Genomic DNA, 11,960 nt, shown 5'->3' with positions numbered 1-11,960 from the left:
CGGCACCAGCGCCGGCGGCCAACCACGCCCACACAACCCCCACCCACAACAACAACCATCAGCAACCCACCAACAACCCAGACGAAACATCGAGGCTAAGGGGACGCATGCACTCCCGACGAGTATTTGGGAATCCGGAAGATGACCTTGGTACCGGCGTCCACGGCCGTCTCCACGACCAGCCCGTACGCGTCGCCGTACACCTGCCGGAGCCGCGCGTCGACGTTCGCGAGGCCGACGGAGTCGCTACCCGACTCGCCGGCCAGGGCGGCCCGGATCACCTCGGGGTCGCTGCCGGACCCGTCGTCCTCAACGCTGATCTCCGCTTCGTTGATCTGGTCCCGGGCGCGGATCGTGATGTGGCCGACCCCCGTCGTACCCTCCAGCCCGTGCCGTACGGCGTTCTCCACCAGCGGCTGAACGACCAGGAACGGGATGACCACCGGCAGCACCTCAGGGGCGATCTGCAGCGACACCTTGAGCCGGTCACCGAAGCGGGCCTGCTCCAGCACCAGATAGCGCTCCACATTGCGCAGCTCGTCCGCGAGCGTGGTGAACTCACCACCCCGTCGCAGCGCGTACCGCGAGAAGTCGGCGAACTCCAGCAGCAGCTCCCGCGCCCGCTCCGGGTCGGTGCGGACGAACGACGCTATGGCTGCCAGCGCGTTGTAGATGAAGTGCGGGCTGATCTGGGCGCGCAGCGCACGCAGCTCCGCCTCCATCGCGCGGGTGCGCTCCTTGTTGAGCTCCGCGAGCTCCACCTGGCCGGACACCCACCTGGCGACCTCCTCGGTCGCTCTGACCAGCGCCGCCGACGTGTTGTGGCTGTACGCGACCAGTACGGCGACCACGTGCTCCTCGGTGACGATCGGAGCCACCACCGCCGTACGGATCGGGCACTGCGGATCGCCGCACGCCACGTCGTGCGCGCCGAGCACCGCCGTACGGCCGGAGCGCAGTGTGGGACCGGCGAGGTCCTTGGCGTCGCGGCGATGGTTGCTCTCGTACGGTCCGCCGATGCCGTCCCAGGCGAGGACCGCGGACGCGTCGCAGATGGCGATGGCCGTCGTACCCAGGAGGTCCCGCAGGTGGCGGCTGGCCTTGCCTGCCGCGGCTGGTGTCAGTCCCTCACGCAGGTAGGGGCTGGCCAACGAGGCGGTATGCAGGGTCGCGTACGTCGCCTTGTCGGCCGGAGTCCCGAAATGCTTCCTCCGCCGCGCGAACACCCCATGACGGTAACCGCTCAGCCGGCCGCGCGCGGCCTGAACGCCTCGAGCGCCTCCGTGTCGGAGTAGTTGCTCAGCAGGTACTCGGCGACCCACTCCGCACGCCCGGGGTACGCCGACTCGCTGACGATCCGGTCCGCGGCCGCAGCCGCGTCGAGCGGTGCCCTGCACAGCTGTACGCCGTTGTCGTTGAGAAGCGCCCAGCTCGGACCGGGAGCGCCGTACGGCATCCCGACGCTGCCCGCGTTCACCACCAGCCGTCGGTCGACCTGACGGGCGAACGGCATGTGCGTGTGTCCGCAGACGACCGTCCTGACCTCGGCGGGCAGGTCCTGGAACACCTCGGTCCACCGGGAGATCGGGCTGTCCACCAGCACGACCTCCTCGTCGTCACGCGGGGTGGCGTGGCAGTACAGCACGTCCCCGATCGTCACGGTGGTCGGCAGGCCGGCCAGCAGGTCCACCTGGTCCGGCCGTAGCTGCTCGGCGGCCCAGGGGCTCACCGCGTCCGGCGGCTCCTCGTCGAACTGCCCGCGGGCCATTTGCACCAGCTCACGGTCCGCGTTGCCGCGTACCCACACCACCCGGTCGCCCAGACCAGTCAGCACGTCCAGCGTCTCGACAGGTTGCGGTCCGCTGGCGATGTCCCCGGCCAGCACGATCAGGTCGGCGGACTGCACCTCCGGCTCCCGCAGCACCGCCTCCAGAGCAGGCAGCACACCGTGGATATCAGCCAGCACAGCTACTGAAGTCATACGGGCAGTCTGCCCTGAAAGCCCTTGTAGTGCAGGCTGATCTGCCCAGGGCAGATCAGCCGCCGATCAGTAGCTGACCCTTGGCGAGCGGCGTCGCCAGCTCGCAGGCGCCTGTCTCGACCGAGCACCGGACGATCGAGGCAGGGGTCGCCTCACCGTCGTCGGCGAGCAGCAGCAGGTGCTGGTCGTCCTCCGGGATCCATTGACGGAACACCCCGCTCCACTCGTGCAGGAGCGTGCCCTTCTTGGCGTCCAGCACGGCTGCGATGCCGCTGCCGTAGCCGTCCTGGTAGATCGGGCCGGCGATCGCAGTGGCGCCGTCCGGGGTGAAGCCGAGGATCTGGTACTCGCACGTGCGCCACAGGCGCTTGCCGTCCGGGACGGACAGCAGGCTGCTGCAGCTGTTCTGGTCGGCCAGGCTGGTCAGCGAACCCGCCGTACCGGTGCTGGACACGGCCATCGCCCGCGGGATCGACTTGAGCTGCGTCGCCTTCGACTCACCCGGCGTCCACTCGTAGAGGGTGCTTTCGCCGTCCTGCTTTGTCGAGGCGTCGAAGTACACCTTGCCGTTGACGAAGCTGAGCAGTGCGGTGTTCCAGACGCCCGGCACCGTGACCTTCTCGGCCTCGACCGTCTGGTTCTGGTAGCCCTCGACGTACACGGTCACGCCGGGCAGGTCCTCACCGGTGTCCTTCGTCCGCGTGGCGACGTACGCCGCGGCGGAGCCGTCCTCGGTGGTGACGATCTGAGTGACGTCGGGCGTCCGGCGGGTGACCTTGCCCTCGCTGTCGACGGTCAGCATCTCGGTACCGGCGTCCTTGCTGACCACGGCGAGTGCCGACGAACCGAGCCGGGCCACCGCCTGGATCTGGCTGGTGCCGGGGATCGTGATGTCCGGCCCGGCGCCGCCCCGGACCGTTCGGCCGGCCAAATAGGCGACCTGCGGCGCGCGGCCGCTGGGCAGCTTGCTCAGGACGAGTTTCGTCTTCGTCGGACCGGTCTTCGTCGTGGTCGCCTTCGACGGAGTCGGCTTGGTGGACGTCGACGCGGCGGGGACGGCGGGGGTCGGCTTGGGCTGCGTGCTCGACAGCGGGGCGGCGGTGTCGGCGGTGTCGGCGACGCGCGGTCCCTGGCTGTAGGCCAGTGCACCGCCGGTGGCCACCGCGGCCACGGCGAGCACCGCCACCAGGATCACGAGTCGCCTGTTCGTGTGCCGCATCGAGTCTCCCCTGTCCCTCCGGGCCAGCCCCGCTGGTCCTGTTCGTTCTGTCTGTTGTTCCGGTCTACTGTTTCGACGTCGGACAGGTCCGATTGGTTGGATCAGGTGCCGATGCGCAGGGTCTTGTCGGTGCTGATCGGCGTGGCGAGCTCGCACTCACCGGTCGTGATCGTGCACCGGACGATCGCGCTCTTCGTCCCCGGGTCCCCGCCGCCGCCCTCGGCCACGGCCACCATCAGGACGTGCTGGTCGTCCTCGAACTCCGCCTGGTGGAAACAGCCCTTCCACTCGCGCAGCAGCTTGCCGGAGACGTCCAGGGCGCCGTTCATGAGGTCGCAGTACCCGTCCTGGTACGCCGGGCCGCCGGTCACCGTGGAGCCGCTCGGGTTGAACGCGGTGAGCACGTTGTCGCAGGTCCGGAACAGCCGCCGCCCGGTGGCGATCTCGACGACACTCGAGCAGCTGCCGGCGTCGGTCAGCGACTCCATCGCGGCGGCGTACCGGCCGTTCGCGGACACGGCGGTCGGCGACGGCACGCTCTTGACCTTGACCGCGGCCGATGCGCCCGGGGTCCATGCGTACAGGGACCGCTGGCCGCGCTCGGTGGCCGCGGATCGGAAGTACACCTTGCCGTCGGCAAACGCCAGCACCTCGACGTTCCAGCTCTCCGGGAGCTTCAGCGATTTCACCGAGTGATAGGTCTCGGCGTACACCGTCCCGCCCTTGGTCTGCGCGCCGAGCGAGCTGATCCGGGACGCCGCGTACGCCGCTGCGCTCTGGTCACGCGTGGTCACCAGCGACGTGACACCCGGCGTACGGCGCACCGTGCCGTTCTGCAGGCGCAGCAGCTCGGTGCCGCTGTTCACGTCGCGGTTCAGCGAGACGACCGCCAGCGTGTCGTGCTCGAGGCGGCCGATCGCGATCACCCCACCGGTCCCCGGCACCGTGACCGCGCTCGCGGACCCGCCGCGGATCTCCCGGTCGACGAGATACGGCACCTGGGGCGCCCGCCCGCGCGGCAGCTTGGAGACGTTCAACGTCACGTGCGTCGGCCCGGTGAGCGACGTCGTGGTCGGGGGCTCCGGTGGCTTGGTGCTCTTCGCCGGCGGTTTCGTCGAGGGCGTCCGCGGCGCAACCGTGGCCGGGGTCGCCGTCGGGGCCGCCGCGGGTGGTGCCGGTGTCGGCGTGGCGCTCGGAGTCGGCGCCGGAGTGGGCGATCCGGTCAGCGGCGCCGCGTTGCCCTCCGCCTCGGCCGGACCCGTCCGGTACGCCAAACTGCCCCCGATCGCGATGGCGGCGACCGCGATCGCGCTGACCATGACGACCAGTCGTCTGTTGATGTGCCGCATCGTCGGCCCTTTCTCGTTCCCCCCGGTGAATCTTGACCGTCTGACGCCGGTGGGCTGCGGTTTGTTCGGTGCGGCGAACGAGTCGCAGGACGGATCAAGCATAATTACGCCATGGACCAGCCACCCCGGATCGGCCGGTACTCCCTGGTCCGCCGGGTGGGTGCCGGAGGTTTCGCGACCGTTTGGCTGGCACGTGACGAGCAGTTGGACGCCGAGGTCGCGATCAAGATCCTGTCCGAGAACTGGGTCGAGGACGAGGACGTCCGCCGGCGGTTCCTGGCCGAGGGCCGGTTTCTGCGCAAGGTCGACTCGCTGTACGTCGTCGGCGTGCACGACATCGGCGAGGCCGACGACGGCCGCCCGTTCATGGTGCTCACCTACGCCGACGGCGGCACGCTCGCGGACCGGATCAAGGCCGGTCCGCTCGACCAGGCCGAGGCGGTCCGGATCATCAACCAGGTCGGCCGCGGCCTCAAACACCTGCATGCCCGCGGCGTCCTGCACCGGGACGTGAAACCGGCCAACGTCTTGTTCCGCACCGACCCGAACGGCGACCGCGCGATGCTGTCCGACCTCGGGCTCGGCAAGGCATTGTCCGAGGTCTCCCGCATCACGATGCCCGGCGGCACCCCGGCGTACGTCGCTCCGGAACAGGTGATGGGCGAGCGCCTGGACCACCGCGCCGACCTGTATTCACTCGGAGCGGTCGCGTACGCCGCCTTCACCGGTCAGGCGCCGCACGGGGTCGCGAGCCTCGGTGCGGTGATGCAGATCGACGCCCCGCCGCCGTCGATGCTCACCCTGCGCGACGACGTCCCGGACGCGATCGACGTCGTCGTACGGCGTGCTCTCGAGCCGGAGCGGGACAAGCGGTGGCCGGACCTCGACAGCTTCCTCAACGCGCTGCGTGAGGCACACACCACGGGCAAGGTCCCGGCCGGACTCGTACCGGCTGCAGAGATGCCCGCTCCGAGCACCCCAACCGGGCAGGTGGACCAGGAGACGGCGCTGGCCAGTGCGAACCAGTCCACCGTCGCCGTGAAGCCCCAGCGGCGTCGGCGGGCCGGCGTGATCACCGCACTCGCTGCAGTGGTGCTGGCGGCTGGTGGCGGGTACGGCGGGTATCAGTACGTCTTGACGCGGCCGGTGAAGGTGGAGCACGGACGGCTGTCCGTGGAGGTGCCACGCCAGTGGGGCGAGCAGGCGACTGCCGAGAACTCACTGCTGGTCAGCAAGGACACGTCCACCTGGACGAGCAATCCGGAGACCGAAGGGGTGTTCGTCGGACTGGTCGACGCAACCGCGCTGCCGACCAGCGCAACGCCTCCGGGCGGCTGCACCGGAGGTGATCCTGAGCGCGATGGCGAGGATGTCGTCACGTTCCGGTACACCTGCAGCGGCGTACCGACCGTGCTGGAGCAGTACAAGAGGGTTGACGACGCGCACCTGCTACGCGTGCAGGTGCGTGACGACAACGCGATTCAACGCCAAAAAGTGCTGGACTCCGCGAAGTACTCCTAAGGCACCAGCGACGTCAGCGACGAGATGGTTGCCTTGTGCATCCGGGGGATGACGTTCAACGTGGCCGGGTCCGGCGCGTACAGGTGTGAGCCGGATTCGTAGACCAGGTACGCGGTCCCGTTGAGCTCGGTGATGCCTTCGGTCATGCTCGGCGCGCGGAAGCAGCTCAGCTTGGCCGCGTCCAGGTCCTTCTGGCCGCGCTTCACCACGTAGATGTTGCTGCGGTTCCCGCGTCCGTACGACGTGCTGTAGATGAAGTGGTTCGCGGTGACCGTCAGGCCTTGCGTCTTGGTCGGGATCTCCCAGGCGCCGGCGACCGTGGTCAGTGTGCCGTCGTCGGCGATCTTGTACTCGTACATGGTGCCGCGGCCGTCTGCGTTGAACGTCCCGGAGAACAACGAGTCGCCGTAGCTCCCCATGAACGACGATCCGGCCACGTCTCGCGCCGTACCGACCTGCGCGAGGTACGGCGTACCGGCCGCCTTCAACGCCGCGCGCAGATCTGTCAGCCGGTACTTGCGAATGCTGCTGCCCTGACCGGACACGAACGCCCAGCCCTTGCTGACGGTGATGCCGCCGACGTGGGACTCCGCGATCGCGACCACGCCGACCGTGGAGCCGGTGGACGGGTCGATGCCGTAGATCTGCGAGTCGGCGCCCGCGCGGTAGGAGCCGATCAGGATCAGGTTCTTGCCGGAGCCGTCCCAGTTGTACCAGGTGCCGGCGCCTTGCGGGGTGTGCGTAGCGAGGTTGGGGATGCTCGCGCTGTTGCTGAACCGGGCGTCGTACTTGTACGACGCGGACGGGCCGTCGTAGAAGGTCGATCCGCCGCTGGTGGAGGTGTCGCAACTGATCGCAGCCTGCGCCGGGGTGGCGCTGGTGACCGTCGTGAGGGTCGCGGCGAGGACGGTGAGAACGATGGCAAGGGGGCGCTTGACCATGGCGGGCCTCTTCGGTTGTGGGCGAAAACCTACGAGATTTTCAGAGTAGATCGCCAATGAGTTACGTGCGAGGGCCCACTGCGCGTCGGTTCGCGGAACGGACGCCGTACGGTTGTCGCATGACCGATCTGTCAGCGGCGATCGACCGCGTTCTGCCCAGCGTCCGTGCCGACCTCGAGGACCTCATCCGGATCCCGTCGGTCAGCTACGAACCGGCCCGTGCGGCCGACGTCCAGCGCTCCGCGGAAGCGACCGCGGCGTTGTTCACGGCCGAGGGATTCGAGACGAAGATCGTCCGGGTGAACGACGGTGCGCCGGCCGTGATCGCGAAGAAGCCCGCGCCGGCCGGGCGGCCGACCGTCCTGCTGTACGCGCACCACGACGTCCAGCCGACCGGACCGGTCGAGCAGTGGACCTCCGACCCGTTCGAGCCGACCGAGCGCGGCGACCGGCTGTACGGGCGCGGCGCCGCCGACGACAAGGCCGGCATCGCGGCGCACCTGGCCGCCGTACGGGCCTTCGGCAACGACCTGCCGGTGGGCGTGACGGTGTTCGTCGAGGGCGAGGAGGAGATCGGTTCGCCGACGCTGCTGCAGCTGCTCGACGAGTACTCCGAGGAGCTCGCCGCGGACGCGATCGTGATCGCCGACTCCGGCAACTGGGACATCGGCCGTCCGGCGTTGACCGTGTCGCTGCGCGGCCTGGTCGAGGCGTACGTCGAGGTGCGGACGCTCGACCACGCCGTCCACTCGGGTCTGTTCGGCGGACCGATCCCGGACGCACTGTCGGCGCTGTGCCGGCTGCTCGCGACCCTGCACGACGACAAGGGCGACGTCGCGGTCGACGGCCTGCACGCGTCGCGCGCCGCCGACGTCGAGTACCCGGAGGACCGGCTGCGCGCCGAGTCCTCGGTCCTCGACTCGGTCCGGCTGACCGGCTCGGGATCGCTGGTCGACCGGCTGTGGACGCGGCCCGCGATCGCGATCGTCGGCATCGACGCGCCGTCGGTCGCGGAGGCGAGCAACACCCTCGTCCCGGCCGCGCGGGCGAAGATCAGTCTGCGGGTCGCGCCGGGCGACGACGCCGTCAAGGCGAGCGCCGCGCTGCGCACCCACCTGGAGAACAACGCGCCGTGGGGCGCCCAGGTCACCGTGACCGAAGGACAGAACGGTCAGCCGTGCAGCGTGAACGCCCGCGGCGCCGGGTACGAAGCCGCGCGGGCAGCGTTCCAGGAAGCGTGGGGCGTCGAGCCGATCGACATGGGAATGGGCGGCTCGATCCCGTTCATCGCCGAGTTCCAGCAGGCGTTCCCGCAGGCCGCGATCCTGGTCACCGGTGTCGAGGACCCCGACACCCGGGCCCACGGCATCGACGAGGGGCTGCACCTCGCGGAGTTCCGCAAGGTGTGCCTCGCCGAGGCCCTGCTGCTGCAGAACCTGGCAAACCAAGCCTGATGAGGCTTTCCGGCGACCCACAGTTTGGCATAGGTTTCGGCGAGTGAAGATCGCAGTCGTACGGGAGACCAGACCGGCCGAGCGCCGGGTCGCGCTGGTGCCGGAACAAGTCGCGAAACTGATCGAGTTCGGCTACGAGGTCGCGGTCGAACCGGCCGCCGGCGAGCGGGCGCTGTTCTCCGACGACCAGTACCGCGAAGCCGGAGCCGAGGTGGCCTGGGGCGCCGACCACGCGGCCACGATCGTGGTCTCGGTGCAGCCGCTGGAACGCGAACGCCTGCAGCGGTTGCACGCCGGTACGGCGCTGATGTCGTTCCTGCCGACGAACCCGCCCGACGTGGTCCGGACCGCAACCCGGGCCAAGCTGACGGCGTTCGCGATGGAACTCATCCCGCGGATCTCCCGGGCCCAGTCGATGGACGCGCTGTCCTCGCAGGCGCTGGTCGCCGGGTACCGGGCCGCGATCGTTGCCGCCGAACGGCTGCCGCGGTTCTTCCCGCTGAACATGACCGCGGCCGGTACCGTCCCGCCGGCCCAGGTCCTGGTGCTCGGCGCCGGCGTGGCCGGCCTGCAGGCGATCGCCACCGCGAAGCGGCTCGGCGCGGTGGTCAAGGCGTACGACGTCCGCGCCGCCGCCGCGGAGGAGATCGCGTCGATGGGCGCCGTACCGATCGAGCTCGAGATCGGGACCCTCGACGGCCCCGGCGGCTACGCCCGTGAGATGACGCCCGAGCGCGCGCAGCTCCAGCGCGACCTGCTGGCGCCGTACGTCGCGGCCGCGGACGCCGTGATCACGACCGCCGCCGTACCGGGCCGGACCGCGCCGCTGCTGGTGACGCGCTCGATGGTCGAGCAGATGAAGCCCGGTTCGGTCGTCGTCGACCTGGCCTCGGAGCAGGGCGGCAACGTCGAGGGTTCGGTCGCCGGCACCGAGCTGACCATCGGCGGCGCACTGGTCTGGGGCGGGGCGAACGTCCCGTCGCAGATGGCCGGCCCGGCGTCCCGGCTGTACGGCCAGAACATCGCCAACCTGATCCGGCTGATGACGCGCAACGCCGCCTTCGACCCGGACTTCGACGACGAGATCGTCCGCGGCTGCTGCGTCACCCACGACGGCACCGTGCTGCACGAGCCCACCCGCGAGCTCCTGAAGGGACAGGCCTGAGCCATGTCTGAGTCGATAGCCCTGCTGACGATCTTCGTGCTGGCGGCGTTCGTCGGGGTCGAGGTGATCAGCAAGGTCTCCTCGACCCTGCACACCCCGCTGATGTCCGGCGCGAACGCGATCCACGGCGTCATCCTGGTCGGCGCCATCATCGTCACCGGCGCCGCCGAATCCACGCCGGTGGTGATCGTCGGGCTGCTGGCGGTCGTACTCGCCACGGTCAACATGGTCGGCGGCTTCGTGGTCACCGACCGGATGCTGGAGATGTTCAAAGGTCCGGGGGCGCGCAAGAAGGAGCTGCAGAAGTGATCCCCACCTGGGCCCAGATCGGCTATCTGGTCGCCGCGGTCTGCTTCATCGTCGCGCTGAAGGCGTTGTCGTCGCCTCGCAGCGCGCGCACCGGCAACCTGATCGGTGCCGCCGGCGCGGTGCTCGCGGTGGTCATCACCTTCATCGCCTACAAACCCGATCACCTGGCGCCGATCCTGATCGCGCTCGGCATCGGTACCGTCGGCGGCGTCGTCGGATCGCGGCGCGTGCAGATGACCCAGATGCCGCAACTCGTTGCCCTGTTCAACGGTGTCGGCGGCGGCGCGGCGGCTCTGGTCGCGCTGCTCGAGCTCGGTGAGGTCTCGGCCGACGCGACGGTCGCGGCGATCGCCACCGCGTTCACGATCCTCGTCGGCGCGGTCAGCTTCTCCGGCTCGGTGATCACCTTCGCCAAGCTGCAGGAGCTGATGACGACGCGTCCGGTGACGTTCCCGGGTCTCCCGGTGATCTTCATCGCCGCCCTGCTCGGCGGTATCGCCCTCTCGGTCTGGCTCGTTTCCGATCCGCGCGTGTGGGTCGGCGTACTGCTGTGCCTGCTCGGTCTCGCGATCGGCGTCATGCTCGTCCTTCCGGTCGGCGGCGCCGACGTACCGATCGTCATCTCGCTGCTGAACGCCTTCACCGGCCTCACCGTCGCCGCCGGCGGTTACGTCCTCGGCAACACGCTGCTGCTGGTCGCGGGCACGCTGGTCGGCGCCGCCGGTACGTTGCTGACGAAGCTGATGGCCGACGCGATGGGCCGGTCCGTCTTCAACATCCTCTTCGGCGCGGTCCGCGGCGGCTCCACCCTCGGCGGCGGTACGGCGTCCGAACGGCCGGTCATCACCTCCGGACCCGAGGACGTCGCGATCCTGCTCGGGTACGCGAACAAGGTCATCATCGTGCCCGGCTACGGCCTTGCCGTCGCCCAAGCCCAGCACACACTCCGCGACCTGGTCGAAGAACTGCAGGGCCGCGGCGTGAAGGTCGACTACGCCATCCACCCAGTCGCCGGCCGAATGCCCGGTCACATGAACGTGCTGCTCGCCGAGGCCCAGGTCCCGTACGAGCAGCTGCGCGAAATGGACGACATCAACGGCGACTTCAAAACCACCGACGTCGTCCTCGTCGTCGGCGCCAACGACGTCGTCAACCCCGCCGCCCGCACCACCCCGTCGGCCCCCATCTACGGCATGCCGATCCTGAACGCCGACGAAGCCCAACGCGTCATCTTCCTCAAACGCTCCATGCGCCCCGGCTTCGCCGGCATCGAGAACGAACTCCTCTACGACCCCAAAACCACCCTCCTGTTCGGCGACGCCCGAGAAACCCTCACCAAACTCCTCAACGCCCTGAAAACGGTGTAGCCAGCCCCGCGCCGGGAAGCCGGGGGCGTGGACAGGAACCAGGGCGTGTGGCCAGGAACCCGGGGGGTGGACAGGAACCGGAGCCCGGGCGTGTGAACAGGAACCCGGGGGTGTGAACAGGAACCCGGGCGTGTGAACAGGAACTCGGGCGTGTGAACAGGAACCCGGGCGTGTGAACAGGATCTGGTGCCTGAGCACAGGCAATAACCTGTTCAACCCCACCGCGAACTGGCCCCGCCCCGAGAACTGGCGGAAGGTGAGCGCCGTGGTTAGTCGGTATTGGTCGACGGACGACAGCAGGTTGGTGCGGCGGTACCTGCGCCGGGTTGGTACGGCGGGCGTCGCGCCGGGGTTGGCGTAGGAGGTCGTCGGGGTGACCAGGCGGGCGGGGGTGTGAACAGGATCTGGTGCCTGAGCACAGGCAATAACCTGTTCAACCCCACCGCGAACTGTTCCCCGCCCCGAGAACTGGCGGAAGGTGAGCGCCGTGGTTCGTCGGTATTGGTCGACGGACGACAGCAGGTTGGTGCGGCGGTACCTGCGCCGGATTGGTGCGGCGGTACCTGCGCCGGATTGGTGCAGCGGTACCTGCGCCGGGTTGGTACGGCGTGCGTCGCGCCGGGGTTGGTGTAGGAGGTCGTCGGGGTGACCAGG

The 11,960-nt window shown here is 69.4% G+C and carries 10 protein-coding genes; 5 read left to right on the top strand and 5 right to left on the bottom strand.

Annotated features, from left to right (window positions below):
- Positions 1-95 precede the first annotated feature (95 nt).
- The 4 genes from AB0B82_RS25185 to AB0B82_RS25170 form a co-directional block, all read right to left on the bottom strand.
- Positions 96-1,226 carry a histidine kinase gene (locus AB0B82_RS25185; RefSeq protein WP_360173197.1) on the bottom strand — a complete coding sequence of 377 codons (1,131 nt, stop codon included), beginning with the start codon at positions 1,224-1,226 and terminating at the stop codon, positions 96-98.
- 17 nt (positions 1,227-1,243) lie between these two features.
- Positions 1,244-1,981 (bottom strand): metallophosphoesterase family protein, encoded by a 738-nt coding sequence (locus tag AB0B82_RS25180; RefSeq protein ID WP_360173194.1) that lies wholly within the window; start codon positions 1,979-1,981, stop codon positions 1,244-1,246.
- Between the two features lie 55 nt (positions 1,982-2,036).
- Complete coding sequence (locus AB0B82_RS25175) at positions 2,037-3,200, bottom strand: hypothetical protein (protein ID WP_360173192.1); 1,164 nt, start codon at positions 3,198-3,200, stop codon at positions 2,037-2,039.
- A 101-nt stretch (positions 3,201-3,301) separates the two neighbouring features.
- Positions 3,302-4,549 (bottom strand): hypothetical protein, encoded by a 1,248-nt coding sequence (locus AB0B82_RS25170; RefSeq protein ID WP_360173189.1) that lies wholly within the window; start codon positions 4,547-4,549, stop codon positions 3,302-3,304.
- A 111-nt stretch (positions 4,550-4,660) separates the two neighbouring features.
- On the opposite strand from AB0B82_RS25170, the gene AB0B82_RS25165 reads away from it, so the two are divergent.
- The gene (locus AB0B82_RS25165) at positions 4,661-6,070 is read left to right on the top strand and encodes a serine/threonine-protein kinase (protein WP_360173186.1); all 1,410 of its coding nucleotides are present in this window, start codon (positions 4,661-4,663) and stop codon (positions 6,068-6,070) included.
- Here the strand turns inward: AB0B82_RS25165 and AB0B82_RS25160 are convergent.
- Positions 6,067-7,011 (bottom strand): hypothetical protein, encoded by a 945-nt coding sequence (locus AB0B82_RS25160; RefSeq protein WP_360173183.1) that lies wholly within the window; start codon positions 7,009-7,011, stop codon positions 6,067-6,069. The two genes, AB0B82_RS25165 and AB0B82_RS25160, sit on opposite strands and share 4 nt — an antisense overlap.
- Positions 7,012-7,130: 119 nt before the next feature.
- Between AB0B82_RS25160 and AB0B82_RS25155 the strand changes: the two genes are divergently transcribed.
- Genes AB0B82_RS25155 through AB0B82_RS25140 form a run of 4 tightly spaced genes read left to right on the top strand, consistent with a single transcriptional unit; the run spans position 7,131 to position 11,306 of the window.
- On the top strand, positions 7,131-8,465 hold the full coding sequence (locus AB0B82_RS25155; protein ID WP_360173180.1) for a dipeptidase: 1,335 nt from the start codon (positions 7,131-7,133) through the stop codon (positions 8,463-8,465).
- Between the two features lie 43 nt (positions 8,466-8,508).
- On the top strand, positions 8,509-9,630 hold the full coding sequence (locus AB0B82_RS25150; RefSeq protein ID WP_360173177.1) for an NAD(P) transhydrogenase subunit alpha: 1,122 nt from the start codon (positions 8,509-8,511) through the stop codon (positions 9,628-9,630).
- 3 nt (positions 9,631-9,633) lie between these two features.
- The gene (locus AB0B82_RS25145; protein ID WP_360173175.1) at positions 9,634-9,939 is read left to right on the top strand and encodes an NAD(P) transhydrogenase subunit alpha; all 306 of its coding nucleotides are present in this window, start codon (positions 9,634-9,636) and stop codon (positions 9,937-9,939) included.
- Entirely contained in the window at positions 9,936-11,306 is a 1,371-nt protein-coding gene (locus AB0B82_RS25140; protein WP_360173172.1) for an NAD(P)(+) transhydrogenase (Re/Si-specific) subunit beta, read from the top strand. The genes AB0B82_RS25145 and AB0B82_RS25140 overlap by 4 nt, the downstream gene beginning before the upstream one ends.
- Positions 11,307-11,960: the final 654 nt, after the last annotated feature.

Origin of the sequence: Kribbella sp. NPDC048915, assembly GCF_040649595.1 — a bacterium.
Lineage (GTDB): Bacteria > Actinomycetota > Actinomycetes > Propionibacteriales > Kribbellaceae > Kribbella.
This window is presented reverse-complemented; position numbering and strand designations above follow the sequence as displayed.